Raw genomic sequence first — 15,984 nt, 5'->3', positions numbered from 1 at the left:
GATTGGCGGCCAGAGTTACTTTATAATCCTCCCCCTCAGGCCCCTTAGCTCAGTGGTTAGAGCAGGCGACTCATAATCGCTTGGTCGTTGGTTCAAACCCAACAGGGGCCACCAGATTTTAGCTTTAAAAGCATATAGTTAAGCCACTCGATTGAGTGGCTTTTTTGTTGTCGCGATAGCAGAGGGCAGCAGGGGTTTTTAAACCCGCCATACTTTGACCATAAAGAATCAACTCAAAATGTCATGCCTTCCGTCAAAGCAGAGCGCCATGCGGGTTAACCGACCAGCAGGTTTATTTACCGTTAGCGCGCGTTAACCCCTGATAAATCCGACTCACAACATACACTCCAACGACCGCGCTCAGGATGGATGCAACGCCGATAAAAATCATCACTGAAAGGAAGGGGCTGAGCAGACCGCCTAAACTCGTAAATTCGCTCAGAGCGACGAGAGCTTCACCTGATATCGTCCTTAAAACAATCTCAGGAAGTACCAGAAATGACATAATCACGGCTAAAACGTATATGAGTACTTTTCGGCTTTTTTTCATCTTTATCCTTGCTCCCGCGAGCGATCGTGACCAGTCATTGAGTAATAATATTGTAACAAAGCAATGAAAACAATATCATATAAAGGTACCCCCCTCAAAAATATGCTTTTTTACTTAATGAAAGCGTCTGTACAAGCAGACACCAAACCTTTAAGGAAAAAAAGTGCCGATTAGCTGATTTCTACTCATCGATAAAATACTTTTCTCTGTATCCATCAATTTTCCTGAGCTCACTAGCTCATTTTTTGCCACTTCAAACCTTGAATCTCCGGCAAGGTAAAGCGCAATAATATAATTATCATCTTCTTTATTATTTTTTTCAAAAAGAGAGACTGCATATTTATAGCAGCTCGCAGCATCTTTATCATTCCGCTCGACCAACATGCACTCTGTAAGTTTGGAAACCGGCTTTGGATTGACCTTGTTGATTATTTTTAATTGTTCCAGTCCCAATAAATACTTTTTATCAGCAAGCAGTATATTGGTATACATATTTCTAACATTAATGTTATTCGGATACTTAATCGTCATATCTTCTAATTGCTTCACATATCCCTCTTTGTCAGCATCGTCAGAAAGCGTGTACTTAGCGACCAGATTCGCGGCATCCTCTGTCGGCTTATCTTGATAGACCGTACCATTGATAGCAATAGCGGCTATCGGAATAAAAAAAAGCAGAAAAGTAATTAAAGAATATTTAATTTTAATCGACAACCTCAGAGTAAAATTGTAGTAATTTTTTCTCGTTTTATGATGCGAGGCGTAGAAACTACTAGCCGAATACCAGAGTATGAATGCTATTATCTGTATTAGTCGCGACTTGATCTGACACATGGCCTTGAAAGGTTGAGAGTTACCGGTTTTGATATGGGTGTCGAATCCTTATACAAAACACGAGGTAACTCTCATGCTTCATACTACCAATCCGGTCATCAAACACAAAGCCGGTTTACTCAATCTGGCTGAAGAACTTAGCAACGTATCAAAAGCCTGTAAAATCATGGGCGTTTCGCGTGATACGTTTTATCGTTACCGCGAACTGGCCGATGAAGGCGGTGTGGATGCGCTGATTAATCGCAGTCGCCGCATACCTAACCTTAAGAACCGTACCGATGATGCAACCGAACAGGCTGTTATTGATTACGCCATCGCTTTCCCGGCACACGGTCAGCACCGGACCAGCAACGATCTGCGTAAACAGGGCGTTTTTATCTCCGGTAGTGGTGTCCGTTCTATCTGGTTACGCCATAACCTTGAGAATTTCAAAAAACGGCTAAAAGCACTGGAAGAAAAAGTGGCCCGTGATGGCATTGAACTGACCGACAGCCAGATCGCAGCACTGGAGCGTAAAGCGTGTGATGACGAGGCCTGTGGCGAAATCGAAACCGCTCATCCGGGATACCTGGGTTCGCAGGACACGTTCTATGTAGGCAACCTGAAAGGTGTCGGCCGTATTTATCAGCAGACATTCGTTGATACGTACTCGAAAGTGGCTCACTGTAAGCTTTACGTCACCAAAACACCGATTACAGCGGCTGACTTACTGAACGATCGTGTGCTGCCGTTTTATGCTTCACAGGGCCTGCCGATGCTGAGAATACTGACCGACAGAGGCACAGAGTACTGTGGCAAAGTGGAACAGCATGATTATCAGCTTTATCTGGCAATAAACGACATAGAGCACACGAAAACGAAGGCGATGTCCCCGCAGACCAACGGCATCTGCGAGCGGTTCCATAAAACAATACTGAACGAATTTTATCAGGTAACGTTCCGTAAAAAGCTGTACGGCGATCTTGATACATTACAGTCGGATCTTGATGAATGGCTGGCTCACTATAATAATGAGCGAACCCATCAGGGAAAAATGTGCTGTGGCCGGACGCCGATGGAAACGTTACTTGATGGAAAGTACGTCTGGGCTGAGAAAAATTTAGACCAGATGTAATCTAACAGATACCTGTATAAATAACCGGTAACTGTCAGATCAGGTCTGAGCTAATACATATTATCGTTCTAAGACCACGAGTGGCAGCGCCTTCACTTTTCCCTTGCTACTCGATCGAGGATGATCAATCATTTCATGTCCAGATTTTTAAAAGGTTAAAAAATATGGTTTACAAAATAATTATGCGCTCAATATTATGGTTACTACAATCATTTATCTATCTGGTACCTTTAGCATTTATCGGAATCGGTGTATATATTTTCGCTTGTTTCTTCCCCGACCATTTTGGGATCCTTAGCTTTTCGTGGGCTTTATTTATTTCCTTTATTTATATCAAATATAACCGTTGGTATTAATTTCGATATTATATATTTCGCTTGCCTATAAAACATCCAGAGCAAGAACCACATTAAAATTTAGTTACCTACGGCTAAAATCAGTAAATCAAGAAGAATTAACAATAATTAGGGCTAAAGGGCCCCGAAAAAAACATGGCCGAAAACGGCATCAATATTTTTACTGTGTTCCCTTGGAATAAGAGACGCTCAAGTAGACCTCGACGGCATTTCACTGTTCTGCCCGCCTTATAAACCGGCTTTAGTGCAGTTACCTGATCACTGTGGCTCGTACATAGCGAAAAAACACTAACTCGGCCAATTAATGATTTCATTGAGTCCTGAAAGCAGCGCCGGAAAGTAACTTTCATCCATACCGAGACAGTCACTGACAATAATACTTTCAGCGGAGTTTTCCGGTCTGAGAGTTAATGTTAATAATACGCCTTTCCTTAATGATGGCGAGAATATCAGATTCAACTGATTTTCCATGCTGTCAAACACAATCTCATTTGCTATCTTACCCTTAACTAAATTCATATATAATCCTGTGAGATTATTTTTGAGAAGGTTAAGCTCACCAGCAGTAAATGAGGCCTGATATTGAATCTTAATCTCAGGCAGCATGTACTCCACATAGACCTGTATCCAGTCAGATTCAGGTATGTCAGGCGTATTCTCTCGCTGAAAAGGAGTAATCCGCAGTATTTTCTTATCTTTAATTATTTCAATCATATTCCCTCATCATTTATAAATAAAGTTAGCTATTGCCCCCTTCTCATCTGAAAGGTATAAAAACGTCCCGGTTCATCAGTAATCAATCCAACACTCATTGCTATGGTTCCCTTTTGAGCCCGTGCGCCACAGCCTTGCCAGCGCCTCTCCACCGGACTAGAATCACTCCGTAAACAGCGAGGCGATATAATGACTCACAAGACATCCCATGCCCGGATAACAAAAAAACAGATCCTGCGCACCGTGGCCAGCTCAACGGCTATCGAAACAGGCGTGCCCATTGAAAAAATTGAGCAGCAGCTCAAGCGCACTCAGCAACGGGCTAAGGCTATTGGCCTTGCGCGTTAATCCGTAAGGATGTCGCTCATCAACCGTATCATGTGCTCAAAGTTGCCCGACACACCCGCCTGAATAGCTTTAAAATAAAACGTTCTGTGTTCATCCAGCAAGCTATAGTCCAGCACGCCTGCCCCGGCTTGCGCTGCCAGTACATCAAGAAGCAAGCGCGATAAACGGCCGTTGCCCTCCCGAAAGGGATGAATCAAAATAAATTCCACATGGCATTCAGCCAGATAACGAATCAATTCCGGGCGAGATAGCGTTTTTAGTTCAGTAAACCGGGAGAGAAAGCGTGCCTCGAACCCTGTAATAAGCAGCGGTATCCTGCCAGCCGCAGCAAACCGAAACCCCTCTTTCGCCAGATTGGCGTTACGGAGTCTCCCGGCCCAGGGGTAGATATTCCCCAGCCACTTGCGATGCCACGCGCAGACATGGTCAAAGGTCAAAATAGCGGGAAGCTGACCCTCGATGAACATCTGCTCGTAAAGCATGAGCAGCAGCCCAGACTCGAGCGCATCCATTTCAGCCGGATCAACAATGTTTAACTTATTCGCCAGCACGAGATTATCAGAACCCGGCTGATATCGCTCCTCCGCTGAGCTTAATTCATACTTCGCCAATGATGGCCTCCGCCCGGGCAAAGTCTCTCCCGCTGCCTGTTGAATCAGGCAGCCATCTTATTTCGGCAGCGTATCCTTTAAAACAAGACGCTGCGTACGATTACGGACCTCCCCCTACTCCCCCAGCACCCGCCTCACCTCCCCCAGCGCCCCCGGATCCTCAATGGTCGTCAGATCCCCCGGATCGCGCCCTTCGCACAGCGCCTGCATCGTGCGCCGCAGCATCTTCCCGGATCGGGTTTTCGGCAGGCGGGATACGAAGTACACCTTCTCCGGCCGCCCGAAGGATCCTATCTGCTCGCCGACCTGCTGCTGGATGGCCTGCGCCTCCTGCTGCGCGACGTCGGGCAGGATCAGGCTGTCGCCCTGCTTTGGGATGACGAAGGCGACGGCCACCTGGCCTTTAACCGCATCCTTAACGCCGACCACCGCCACTTCGGCGACGTTACCGTAGCCCGCGATGCTCTCTTCGATTTCACGGGTGCCGAGGCGGTGCCCGGCGATGTTGATCACGTCGTCGGTGCGCCCGAGGATAAAGTAGTAGCCGTCGGCGTCGCGGATGCCCCAGTCGAAGGTGGCGTACAGCGGTCGGTCGAACAGCGACCAGTAGGTGTCGATAAAGCGCCGGTCGTCGCCCCAGATAGTCTGAATGCAGCCCGGCGGCAGCGGCCCCGCAATCGCCACCATACCCTTTTCGTTGACGCCGCAGGGCTGGCCGCTGCTTTCGTTTACCAGCTGCACGTTGTAGCCAAACATCGGTACACCGGGGCTGCCGGGGCGCGACGGCCGGTCGTCCAGCGCGCGGGCGAGGGCCATGATCGGCCAGCCGGACTCGGTCTGCCAGTAGTTATCAATCACCGGAATGCCTAACGTCTCCGTAACCCAGGCGGCGGTCGGTTCGTCCAGCGGTTCACCGGCGAGGTAGAGCGCCTCCAGCGAGGAGATATCGTGAGAGCGGATCTGCGCCGTGGGAAATTTCTTCAGCACCCGCACGGCGGTGGGCGCGGAAAACATCCGGCTGACGCCGTACTTCTCGACGATGCGCCACCAGACGCCGCAGTCGGGCCAGACCGGCGTGCCCTCAAACACCACCGTCGCCATGCCCGCCAGCAGCGGGGCGTAGACGATATAGGAGTGACCCACGACCCAGCCTATATCCGAGGTGCAGAAGAAGACGCCGCCGGGCCGGCCGCCGAAAATCGTCGCCATGGTGGTCGCCAGCGCCACCGCGTAGCCGCCGACGTCGCGCTGCACACCTTTGGGCCTGCCGGTGGTGCCGGAGGTATACAGAATGCAGGAGACCTCGCTGGCCTCCAGCCAGGTGACCGGCACCTCTGCGTTCAGGTGCTGCTCGCGCAGGAGGGCGTAGTCCACGTCGCGCTCCGCCACCGGGCGCATCTCCGCCAGGCCGCGGTCCACCAGCAGCACGTGCCGCGGCGCGTAGCGGCACTGGTCGATGGCCGCGTCCAGCAGCGGCTTATACGGAATGATTTTCCCCGCCCGGCTGCCCGCATCGGCGGAAACAATCAGCGCCGGGCGCGCGTCGTCGATGCGCGCCGCCAGGCTGTGGGAGGCGAAGCCGCCGAACACCACCGAGTGGATAGCGCCGATGCGCGCGCAGGCAAGCAGAAGGATCTGCGCCTCGGCGATCATCGGCATATAGACCAGCACCCGGTCGCCGCGCCCGATGCCGAGCGTCAGCAGCACCGCCGCCGCCCGGTTTACTTCGGCGTGCAGCTGGCGAAAAGTGAAGGTGCGCTCCTCACCGGTCTCCGCCGAGACGGCGATTAGCGCCAGCGCCTCGGGCTGGCTCGCCAGCCAGCGGTCGACGGCGTTGTGGCACAGGTTGGTGGTGCCCCCGCAGAACCAGCGCGCGAACGGCGGGTTATCGTAGTCCAGCGCGCGGGTAAACGGCGTTTGCCAGTCGATGCGGCCGGCCTGCTCCGCCCAGAAACCGCCGGGATCGTTAATCGAGCGCTGATACCAGGATTCATAAGACATAGCGGCCTCCGGATCAGATAACGAACAGGTCGAGGTACACATTGACCGGCATCTGCTCCAGCCGCGCTCTGTCCAGCGAGGCGTCGAGGATGCGCTGCTGCTGGCGGGCCGGGAACTGGCGCGCCAGGTTGGTCCTGAACTTCTCTACCAGCAGCGGAATACCCTCCTCGCGGCGGCGGGCGTGGCCGATGGGATACTCGACCACCTCCTCGTCCAGGCGGCTGCCGTCGGCGAAGGTCACGGTCAGCGCGTTGGCGATAGAGCGCTTGTCCGGGTCGTGATAGTCGCGGGTGAACTGCGGGTCTTCCCGGCATTCAATGCGGGCGCGCAGAGCATCAATCGCCGGATCGGCCGCTGCGCCGTCCTCGTAGTCGGCGGCGGTCAGCCGCCCCCAGAGCAGCGGCACCGCGACCATATACTGAATACAGTGGTCCCGGTCGGCCGGGTTATTGAGCGGCCCCTGCTTGTCGATAATGCGGATACAGGCTTCGTGGGTGCGGATGGTGACCCGCTCGATATCCGCCGCCGATTTACCGGCCTCGCGCATCCTGTGGTGCAGGGTCATCGCCGCCTCGACGGCGGTCTGGGCGTGGAACTCCGCCGGGAAGGAGATTTTAAACAGCACGTTCTCCATCACGTAAGCGCCGTACGGGCGCTGGAAGCGGAACACCTCGCCTTTAAAAGAGACATCGTAGAAGCCCCAGGTTTTAGCCGTCAGCGCCGTGGGATAGCCCATCTCGCCGGTGCACGCCATCAGCGCCAGGCGCACCGCCCGCGAGGTGGCGTCCCCGGCGGCCCAGGACTTGCGGCTGCCGGCGTTGGGCGCGTGGCGATAGGTGCGCAGCGCCTGGCCGTCTACCCACGCCAGCGACACGGCGTTGAGGATCTCTTCCCGGCTCAGGCCCAGCATCTCTGCGACCACGGCGGTAGAGGCCACCTTCACCAGCAGGACATGATCCAGCCCGACGCGGTTGAAGGCGTTCTCCAGGGCGATGACGCCCTGGATCTCGTGGGCCTTGATCATGCCGTTCAGCACTGCCTTCATGGTCAGCGGCGGCCTGCCGGCGGCCACCGCGCTACGCGACAGCCAGTCGGCCACCGCCAGAATGCCGCCGAGGTTATCGGAGGGATGCCCCCACTCCGCCGCCAGCCAGGTGTCGTTAAAGTCGAGCCAGCGGATCATCACCCCGATGTTAAAGGCCGCCTGCACCGGATCGAGCTGAAACTGGGTGCCGGGCACCCGGGCGCCGTTCGGCACCACCGTGCCGGGAACAACGGGCCCCATCAGCTTTTTGCAGGCCGGGTACTCCAGCGCCTCCAGCCCGCAGCCGAGGGTATCCAGCAGGCAGTAGTGGGCGGTGCGCCAGGCAACGTCGGACTCAATGCGGTAGTTCATTACGTAATCAACAATATCGACCATTTCCCGGTCAAAGGGTGCGCGCTGCGCGGCAACAGGCTGAGACATCACGGTTTCCTTTTTAAAGATTACGGGCGCTGCGCCAGGGCAACAAAGGGGCGTTCTTCCGGTCCGGTGTAGTTGGCCGAAGGGCGAATGATTTTGTTGTCCTGCCGCTGCTCGATGATGTGCGCCGACCAGCCGCAGACGCGGGCCATCACAAACAGCGGAGTGAACATCTCGGTGGGGACGCCCATCATGTTGTAGGAGACCGCCGAGAACCAGTCGAGGTTGGGGAACATCTTCTTGGTCTCCTGCATCACCGCCTCCAGCCGGTCGGCGATGTCGTACATCTTCATCGATCCGGCCTCCTGCGACAGCTGCCGGGCGATGGTCTTGATCACCTCGTGGCGCGGATCGGAAATCGTGTAGACCGGATGGCCGAAGCCGATCACCACCTCTTTGTTTTCAATGCGGCGGCGAATGTCCTGCTCGGCTTCGTCGGGGGTCTCGTAGCGCTGCTGGATCTCCAGCGACACCTCGTTGGCGCCGCCGTGCTTCGGCCCGCGCAGCGCGCCGATGCCGCCGATAATAGCGGAATAGATATCCGACCCGGTGCCGGCGATCACCCGGCTGGTAAAGGTCGAGGCGTTGAACTCGTGTTCAGCGTAGAGGATAAGCGAAGCGTGCATCGCCTTAATGTGGCTCTCCGACGGCGCCCTGCCGTGCAGCAGGTGCAGGAAGTGGCCGCCGACCGTGTCATCGTCGGTCTCCGGTTGAACGCGCTCGCCGTTGTGACTGTAGTGATACCAGTAGAGCAGGATGGAACCCAGCGAGGCCAGCAGCTTATCGGCGATATCCCGCGCTCCTGAGACGGTGTGCCCCTCCTTCTCCGGCAGGGTGCAGCCCAGCGCCGACACGCCGGTGCGCATCACGTCCATCGGATGCGACGCGGCGGGGAGCGACTCCAGCACCGTGCGCACGTTGGCGGGGAGCCCGCGCAGCGCCTTCAGCCGGGTCTTATAGGCCAGTAGCTCATCGCGGTTGGGCAGCTTGCCGTGGATCAGCAGCCAGGCCACCTCTTCAAACTCGCAGTGGCGGGCAAGGTCGAGAATATCGTAGCCGCGATAGTGCAGATCGTTGCCGCTGCGGCCTACCGAGCAGAGGGCGGTATTGCCCGCCGGCACGCCGGAGAGGGCGACGGACTTTTTCGGTTTACTGCCATTCGTACTTTGTAAAAGGGTCGTTTCACTCATACTGGCCTCATTCTTATTTTTTGGTAATGCAGGTGTAGGGTAAGGCTTGCTGCGCGGCCCTAGCGGCCGCCGCCCCTGGCGAACAGGGCGTCGAGCTTCTCTTCAAACTGGTAGTAGTTGATGCTGTCGTAGAGTTCGCTGCGGGTCTGCATGCTGTCGATAACGGCCTGCTGGGTCCCGTCCCGGCGCAGGGCGCCGTAGACCCGCTCCGCCGCGCGGTTCATAGCACGAAACGCCGACAGCGGATAGAGCGCCATCGCCACGTTCACCGAGCGCAGTTCCTCGGTGGTGAACAGCGGCGTGGCGCCGAACTCGGTGATATTGGCGAGGATCGGCACCCGCACCGCGTCGGCAAACTGGCGGTACATCGCAAGCTCGGTGATCGCCTCGGGAAACAGCATGTCGGCCCCGGCCTCGATGTAGGCCATCGACCGCTCCAGCGCGGCCTCCAGCCCCTCCACCGCCAGGGCGTCGGTGCGGGCCATAATCACGAAATCGTCATCGGGGCGGGCGTCCACCGCCGCTTTAATGCGGTCCACCATCTCCGCCGTTGGCACAATGGCCTTGTTAGGGCGGTGGCCGCAGCGCTTGGCGCCCACCTGATCCTCAATATGCAGCGCGGCGGCCCCCGCCTTGCTCACCGACTTCACGGTGCGGGCGACGTTAAACGCCGAGGCGCCGAAGCCGCTGTCGACGTCGACCAGCAGCGGCAGCGGGCAGACGTCGGTAATGCGGCGGATATCGGTCAGCACGTCGTCGAGCGTGGAGATGCCGAGATCCGGCAGGCCCAGCGAACCCGCCGCCACGCCGCCGCCGGAAAGGTAAATCGCCTCAAAACCCGCCCGCTGCGCCAGCAGGGCGTGGTTGGCGTTAATCGCGCCGGCAATCTGCAGCGGCTTCTCTTTACTGAGGGCGGCGCGAAACGCCTGTCCCGGTGATCGTGTGCCCATGGCAGCACCCTTTTGTTATTTAAATGTAAACACAAAGGAGCAAGAGGTATGCCAGAAAACGGATCTCACCAGCCTTACTGACTAACGCCATGAAAAAAATCACTTTATTATTCACTGAGCTAAGAGAATGGTGAAAAGGTGCAACGGCTCGCGTTTCATAACGCGTTTCATCGGTTAAAATTGCAACATTCATGAAACAAACTCGGTGATTCGCTATGTCTGACGCCAGCCCTGTCCCCCACGCCGACCGGCCGGTTATCTGGACCGTCTCCATTACCCGGCTGTTCGATCTCTTCCGCGATATCAGCCTTGAGTTCGACCACCTTGCCACCATTACGCCGATCCAGCTCGGCTTCGAAAAAGCGGTGCAGTACATCCGCAAGAAACTCACCACCGAGCACTGCGACGCCATCATTGCCGCCGGCTCCAACGGCGCATATCTCAAGAGCCGCCTGTCGGTGCCGGTGATCCTGATCCGCCCCGGCGGCTTCGATCTGCTCCAGGCCCTGAGCAAGGCGCGGCGGGTCAGCGAGCGCATCGGCGTCATCACCTATAAAACGCCGCTGCCGGCGCTGCAGGAGTTTCAGACCGCCTTTGGGCTACCGCTGGAGCAGCGCAGCTACGTCACCGAAGAGGACGCCCGCGGGCAGATAGGCGAACTGAAGGCCGCCGGGATAAACACCGTCGTCGGCGCCGGGCTGGTGACCGAACTGGCCGAGGAAGCGGGCATGACCGCCATCTTTCTCTATTCGGCGACCACCATCCGGGAAGCCTTCAGCGACGCGCTGGATCTCACCCGCCTGTCGCTGGGCGGCGCGCAGCGCCGCGCCGCCGGCCGCCGGCGCGATACGCTCAGGGCGCGCTACGGCCTGGCGGATTTACAGGGCGACTCGCCGCCGATGGTGCGGGTGCGCAATACCATCATGCTCTACGCCCGCTCGCCGGCGGCGGTGCTGATTGAGGGTGAGACCGGCACCGGCAAAGAGCTGGCCGCCCAGGCCCTGCACCAGGAGTACTTCGCCCGCCGCGGCGCCGCCGGACGCGGGCGGCAGCCGCCGTTCGTGGCGATCAACTGCGGGGCCATCGCCGAATCGCTGCTGGAGGCCGAGCTGTTCGGCTATGAAGAGGGGGCGTTCACCGGCTCGCGGCGCGGCGGGCGCAGCGGGCTGCTGGAGGTGGCCAGCGGCGGCACGCTGTTTCTCGACGAGATCGGCGAGATGCCGCTGCATCTGCAGACCCGACTCCTGCGGGTGCTTGAGGAGCGGCGCGTCACCCGCGTCGGCGGCCATCAGCCCATCGACGTCGAGTTCCGAGTGATCAGCGCCACCCACTGCAACCTCGACCGCGACATTGCCGAGGGCCGCTTCCGCGCCGACCTGTTCTACCGCCTGAGCGCGCTGCGCCTGCCGCTCCCGCCGCTGCGCGCACGCGGAGAGGATATCCGCCTGCTGGCCAGGGAGAGTATTTATCGCGCGCTGGCGGCGATGGCGGTGACGCCCGGCGAGCCGCTGGCCCGGCGGCTGGAGCAGTACATCACTCCGCTGCTGGACTACGCCTGGCCGGGCAATATTCGCGAGCTGCGCAACGTCGCCGAGCGGCTGGCGCTGCTGCTGGCAAACGGCGGCCCGCAGGATGCGCGCGATCTGAAGATGGTGGTGCCGGAGATCTATGCCCGGCAGGATGCGGTCCCGGCAGTTGTGCCGCTAACGGCCAGCGAGACGCTGGCGCTGTGCAAAGGCGACAGGCAGGCCGCCGCCCGGCGGCTCGGCATCAGCCGGACCACCCTCTGGCGGCGTCTGAAGGAGGAGCGGGACTAGCCGGCCTTCGCCTCTTTCTCCAGCAGCGCCCGCTTGCGCTCGACGCCCCAGCGGTAGCCCGACAGTGCGCCGTCGTTGCGCACCACCCGGTGGCAGGGGATCGCCACTGCCAGTTTATTAGCGGCGCAGGCCCCGGCGACGGCGCGCACGGCATTCGGCGAACCGATGCGGCGGGCGACCTCGGCGTAGCTGACGGTAGCCCCCGGCGGAATATCGCGCAGCGCCTGCCACACCCGCTGCTGGAAGGCGGTGCCGCGGATGTCCAGCGGCAGCCCGAGGCCAGCCTGCGGATGCTCGATAAAGCCCACCACCCGGGCAACGACCTGCTCAAACGCCGCGTCGCCGCCCACCAGCTCCGCCTGCGGGAAGCTGTCCTGCAGCTCGCGCAACAGAGCGTCGGCATCCTCCCCGAGCAGGATGGCGCAGATACCCTTTGCGCTCTGCGCCACCAGAATATCGCCCAGCGAGCAGGCCCCGAGGGCAAACCAGATGCGCACGCCCTCGCCTCCGGCCCGCCAGTTTTTCGGCGTCATGCCGAGCATCGCCGGCGCGCTTTCATAAAAACGGCCGCTGGAGCCGAAGCCGGCATCAACGAAAGCATCGGTGACGCGCTGAGCCTCGCGCAGCCGGCCGCGCAGGCGCTGGCTGCGGTGCGCGGCGGCATAGGCCTTCGGCGTCAGGCCGGTGGCAGCCCTGAACAGGCGGTGAAAGTGGAAGGCGCTCATTCCCGCGCGGGCGGCGATATCGGCCAGGGTCGGCGGATCGTCGCACGCTTCGATATAGCGGCAGGCGCGGGCAATGGCCGCCGCCGGATCGCTCGCCTGCTGGCGTAGAAAGCGCTTGCCGGGGCGATAGCCCTGCGATTCGGCCTCTGCCGGCGAGTCGAAGAACTCAACATTCTCGCGCTTTGGCAGACGCGCAGAACCGGACGGCAGGCAGTAGAGGCCGGTGGTGCGCACGCCGTAGACGAAGTGTCCGTCAGCGGCTTTGTTGCGCTCGACCACCGCCTGCCAGCGGGCATCGTCGGTGGCCCAGGGGGTACGTTTTGACATCATAACCGTCCTCTGCGCTGTGGCTGAAAAGAGAGTAACACAGTCGCAGTGTGGCCGCTTTCGCGTGGCAAAACACTCCGGAGATTGCTTTTTAATTCTGCGGCGTACAAGTGCGGCAGGGAGGCCGCGGCGCCGATCCGGACACATCCGGCAATCTTTCCCCATACCTGTTATTAATTTGTAACAAACTATTCTTAGTCTGGTCAGCACATTCACCTCTTAACGTCACAATAACAGGAAGCCGCAATGGGCAGACCGCTAAAATCCGTTTTCAAAAACGAGCACCGCGCCGATATCAGCAACCGCAGCGTCAATCCGGCGTTTTCGGAGGTGGCAGATGCCTACCTCTCACGCCGCCGCTTTCTGCAGCTGGGCGCGGTGGCCGGGGCCGGCGTTGCTTTTCCCTTTCTGACCGGCACCGGCAGCGCCTTAGCGTCTGCTCCGCAGACCACGCCGCTGGCGAAGGCCGTGGCGCTGGGATTTACCAGCATTCCCGTCTCCACGGCGGATACCGTCACCGTGCCGCCGGGCTACGTCGCGCGCCCCTTTTACCGCTGGGGCGACGCCACCGGTATCGCGGGCGGGATGCCCGACTTCAAACCGGACGCCAGCAACAGCAGCGACGAGCAGGCGCTGCAGGCCGGTATGCACCACGACGGCATGGCCTGGTTCAGCCTGCCGCAGGGCGGCGACGGCCCGGACCACGGCCTGCTGGCCCTCAACCACGAATACATTGATAACGGCATGCTGTTCAAAGACGGCACCGCCGACTGGAGCCTGGACAAGGCGCGCAAGGGGCAGAACGCCATGGGCGTGTCGGTGATTGAAGTGAAGAAGGCGGACAGCGGCTGGCAGGTGGTGCGCCCCTCGGCCTTTGCCCGGCGGATAACCGTCAATACGCCGATGCTGCTCACCGGCCCCGCCCGCCACCAGACGCTGATGAAAACGGCGGCGGACCCGCTGGGCGAGCGCGTGCTCGGCACCATGCAGAACTGCGCCAACGGCCGCACGCCGTGGGGCACCTACCTGACCTGCGAAGAGAACTGGTCGGATATTTTTGTTAAAAAAGCCGCCGCCACGACGCTTGAGAAACGCTACGGTATCAGCGACAGCGACGCCTCCTACCGCTGGAGCGAAGTGGATGACCGCTTCAGCGTCGATAAGACCCCCAACGAGCCGAACCGCTTTGGCTGGGTGGTGGAGATCGATCCCTACGATCCGCACTCCACGCCGCGCAAGCACACGGCGCTCGGCCGCTTCAAGCACGAAGGCGCCGCCGTCACCCTGGCGGCCGATAAGCGGGCGGTGGTGTACATGGGCGACGATCAGAAGTTCGAGTACATCTATAAATTTGTCTCTGATAAAAAATACGATCCCGCCGATCGCCGGGCCGGCATGGACCTGCTGACGTCGGGAACGCTGTACGTCGCCCGCTTCAACCCGGACGGAACCGGCGACTGGCTGCCGCTGACGTTCGGTGAAAACGGCCTGGATCAGGCCCACGGCTTCGACAGCCAGGGGGATCTGCTGATCAAAACCCGGCTGGCCGCCGACGCGGTGGGGGCCACCAAAATGGATCGCCCGGAGTGGATCGCCGTCGATCCCCACGCCAGCGGCAGCGTCTACTGCACGCTGACCAACAACAGCGATCGCGGTAAAGAAGGCAAGGCACCGCCGGACGCCGCCAACCCGCGCGCCAATAATCTGTTCGGCCACATCATGCACTGGCGCGAAGACGGCTCGGATCCGGCCGCCGCGCGTTTTGCGTGGGACATTCTGGTGCTGGCCGGACGCCCCGACAGCGCCGACCCGGCAAGCAAAGGCAATATGCAGGGCGCGGCGTTCGGCAGCCCCGACGGCCTCGCCTTCGACCACCGCGGCGTACTGTGGATCCAGACCGACGTCTCCTCCAGCACCATCAATAAAAAGGCTTACGAAGGCATGGGCAACAACCAGATGGTGGCGACCCTCCCCGGCAGCAACGACTACCGCCGCTTCCTCACCGGCCCCTGCGGCTGCGAAATCACCGGCATCGCCTTTACGCCGGATAACCGCACGCTGTTTATCAACATTCAGCATCCGGGCGAAGGCGGCGACGATATTACCGATCCCGCCAATCCGCGGGCGGTCTCCAACTGGCCGGACGGCCGGGCCGACGGGAGGCCGAGGTCGGCAACGGTGGTGATTGTGAAAGAGGATGGCGGGGTGATAGGTAGTTAAGCATTAAGAAACAGAGCAGCCCGCGGGCTGCTTTAGTCGTTTTAGATCGGGCGATTTTAAGCAACAGACGGGTTACAATTCAGCTGCGGTAAGTCCACTTTATATCTATCAGAGGTGACATGAAGCAGCTCAGAGCCAGCATGGCGCGGATGAAACGCTTTGAGATGCAGCTCAGGCAAGGAAATGCGCCGGGTGTCGATCCCATGACTCACGCGCTTTCGCCGGCCATAAGACATCAGCTCCTGTTCTCGTGGCCGCTCGTGGTCAGTATGTTTTGCGCGCTTATCAGCTTCACCCACCCGCTGTTCTTTATCTGGCGGGGCATTTTCACACTCGCGGAATGGCCAGAATATGCTGTTATGGCCGGCGTTGTCCCCAGTATCCTGCTATTTTGCCCTTTGTTATATGCGCCTGTAATTATGCTCGGCAGAGGATATTCCAGGGCGCTCACAGGATATTTAATCCTGGTCTGCGGCCTGGCTGCGCTCTCTTCAGGCTATATCGTTTTTGCTTTAACGCAGGCGTTCGGCGGTACTGAGAACCGGCTATTCTATCTGATTACGGCTTTGCTTAATGCCGGGCTGAGTATTGCCTCGATTGCGCTTCTCAATACCCGGTGGTTTGCGCAAGCGGTAGACGATTTCTTATGCCTCCGGGCGTGGCGGATATCGTGGAAGCGAAAGCGTGAATTGGTGCAGAAGCGGCTAAAATAGCCGCTGTCTGCAAGATTGAATATCCCGTCATGGATAATGCCCTGTCTGAGCG

Annotated in this window: 14 protein-coding genes and 1 tRNA gene; 6 read left to right on the top strand and 9 right to left on the bottom strand. The window is 58.7% G+C overall.

Annotated features, from left to right (window positions below):
• The first annotated feature begins 38 nt into the window (after positions 1 to 38).
• Positions 39 to 114 (top strand) — tRNA-Ile (locus tag ENGE1_RS03435).
• A 178-nt stretch (positions 115 to 292) separates the two neighbouring features.
• On the opposite strand, the gene ENGE1_RS28790 is transcribed toward ENGE1_RS03435, so the two are convergent.
• Together ENGE1_RS28790 and ENGE1_RS03430 are read right to left on the bottom strand one after the other, a co-directional pair.
• Positions 293 to 550: a hypothetical protein gene (locus ENGE1_RS28790; protein ID WP_048254420.1), complete on the bottom strand. Its 258-nt coding sequence runs from the start codon at positions 548 to 550 to the stop codon at positions 293 to 295.
• Positions 551 to 700: 150 nt separating this feature from the next.
• Entirely contained in the window at positions 701 to 1,264 is a 564-nt protein-coding gene (locus ENGE1_RS03430) for a hypothetical protein (RefSeq protein WP_155409078.1), read from the bottom strand.
• Positions 1,265 to 1,457: 193 nt separating this feature from the next.
• On the opposite strand from ENGE1_RS03430, the gene ENGE1_RS03425 reads away from it, so the two are divergent.
• Positions 1,458 to 2,498: an IS481 family transposase gene (locus tag ENGE1_RS03425; RefSeq protein WP_064360545.1), complete on the top strand. Its 1,041-nt coding sequence runs from the start codon at positions 1,458 to 1,460 to the stop codon at positions 2,496 to 2,498.
• Positions 2,499 to 3,142: 644 nt separating this feature from the next.
• On the opposite strand, the gene ENGE1_RS03420 is transcribed toward ENGE1_RS03425, so the two are convergent.
• Positions 3,143 to 3,568 carry a WapI family immunity protein gene (locus ENGE1_RS03420; RefSeq protein ID WP_048255228.1) on the bottom strand — a complete coding sequence of 142 codons (426 nt, stop codon included), beginning with the start codon at positions 3,566 to 3,568 and terminating at the stop codon, positions 3,143 to 3,145.
• A 189-nt stretch (positions 3,569 to 3,757) separates the two neighbouring features.
• On the opposite strand from ENGE1_RS03420, the gene ENGE1_RS28950 reads away from it, so the two are divergent.
• The gene (locus ENGE1_RS28950) at positions 3,758 to 3,916 is read left to right on the top strand and encodes a hypothetical protein (RefSeq protein WP_169804718.1); all 159 of its coding nucleotides are present in this window, start codon (positions 3,758 to 3,760) and stop codon (positions 3,914 to 3,916) included.
• On the opposite strand, the gene ENGE1_RS03415 is transcribed toward ENGE1_RS28950, so the two are convergent.
• From ENGE1_RS03415 to prpB, 5 genes are all read right to left on the bottom strand, one after another.
• Positions 3,913 to 4,527 (bottom strand): Fic/DOC family protein, encoded by a 615-nt coding sequence (locus ENGE1_RS03415; RefSeq protein WP_225823439.1) that lies wholly within the window; start codon positions 4,525 to 4,527, stop codon positions 3,913 to 3,915. The genes ENGE1_RS28950 and ENGE1_RS03415 overlap by 4 nt on opposite strands.
• Positions 4,528 to 4,641: 114 nt before the next feature.
• Positions 4,642 to 6,528: a propionate--CoA ligase gene (prpE, locus tag ENGE1_RS03410; RefSeq protein ID WP_048255227.1), complete on the bottom strand. Its 1,887-nt coding sequence runs from the start codon at positions 6,526 to 6,528 to the stop codon at positions 4,642 to 4,644.
• Positions 6,529 to 6,541: 13 nt separating this feature from the next.
• Complete coding sequence (locus tag ENGE1_RS03405; RefSeq protein WP_048255225.1) at positions 6,542 to 7,993, bottom strand: bifunctional 2-methylcitrate dehydratase/aconitate hydratase; 1,452 nt, start codon at positions 7,991 to 7,993, stop codon at positions 6,542 to 6,544.
• A 20-nt stretch (positions 7,994 to 8,013) separates the two neighbouring features.
• Positions 8,014 to 9,180 (bottom strand): bifunctional 2-methylcitrate synthase/citrate synthase, encoded by a 1,167-nt coding sequence (prpC, locus tag ENGE1_RS03400; protein ID WP_048255224.1) that lies wholly within the window; start codon positions 9,178 to 9,180, stop codon positions 8,014 to 8,016.
• Between the two features lie 59 nt (positions 9,181 to 9,239).
• Positions 9,240 to 10,130, bottom strand: coding sequence for a methylisocitrate lyase (prpB, locus tag ENGE1_RS03395; RefSeq protein WP_043080763.1), 891 nt, complete (start codon positions 10,128 to 10,130; stop codon positions 9,240 to 9,242).
• 215 nt (positions 10,131 to 10,345) lie between these two features.
• On the opposite strand from prpB, the gene prpR reads away from it, so the two are divergent.
• The gene (gene prpR, locus ENGE1_RS03390; RefSeq protein WP_048255223.1) at positions 10,346 to 11,947 is read left to right on the top strand and encodes a propionate catabolism operon regulatory protein PrpR; all 1,602 of its coding nucleotides are present in this window, start codon (positions 10,346 to 10,348) and stop codon (positions 11,945 to 11,947) included.
• Here prpR and ada read toward each other — a convergent pair.
• On the bottom strand, positions 11,944 to 12,999 hold the full coding sequence (gene ada / locus ENGE1_RS03385; protein WP_048255221.1) for a bifunctional DNA-binding transcriptional regulator/O6-methylguanine-DNA methyltransferase Ada: 1,056 nt from the start codon (positions 12,997 to 12,999) through the stop codon (positions 11,944 to 11,946). The two genes, prpR and ada, sit on opposite strands and share 4 nt — an antisense overlap.
• 246 nt (positions 13,000 to 13,245) lie before the next feature.
• On the opposite strand from ada, the gene ENGE1_RS03380 reads away from it, so the two are divergent.
• Positions 13,246 to 15,219 carry a PhoX family protein gene (locus ENGE1_RS03380; RefSeq protein WP_048255219.1) on the top strand — a complete coding sequence of 658 codons (1,974 nt, stop codon included), beginning with the start codon at positions 13,246 to 13,248 and terminating at the stop codon, positions 15,217 to 15,219.
• A gap of 119 nt (positions 15,220 to 15,338) precedes the next feature.
• Positions 15,339 to 15,932 carry a hypothetical protein gene (locus tag ENGE1_RS03375; RefSeq protein WP_048255217.1) on the top strand — a complete coding sequence of 198 codons (594 nt, stop codon included), beginning with the start codon at positions 15,339 to 15,341 and terminating at the stop codon, positions 15,930 to 15,932.
• Positions 15,933 to 15,984: the final 52 nt, after the last annotated feature.

The sequence above is a fragment of the Pluralibacter gergoviae ATCC 33028 = NBRC 105706 genome (assembly GCF_001598855.1).
In the GTDB taxonomy this organism is placed as follows: Bacteria; Pseudomonadota; Gammaproteobacteria; order Enterobacterales; family Enterobacteriaceae; genus Pluralibacter; species Pluralibacter gergoviae.
This window is presented reverse-complemented; position numbering and strand designations above follow the sequence as displayed.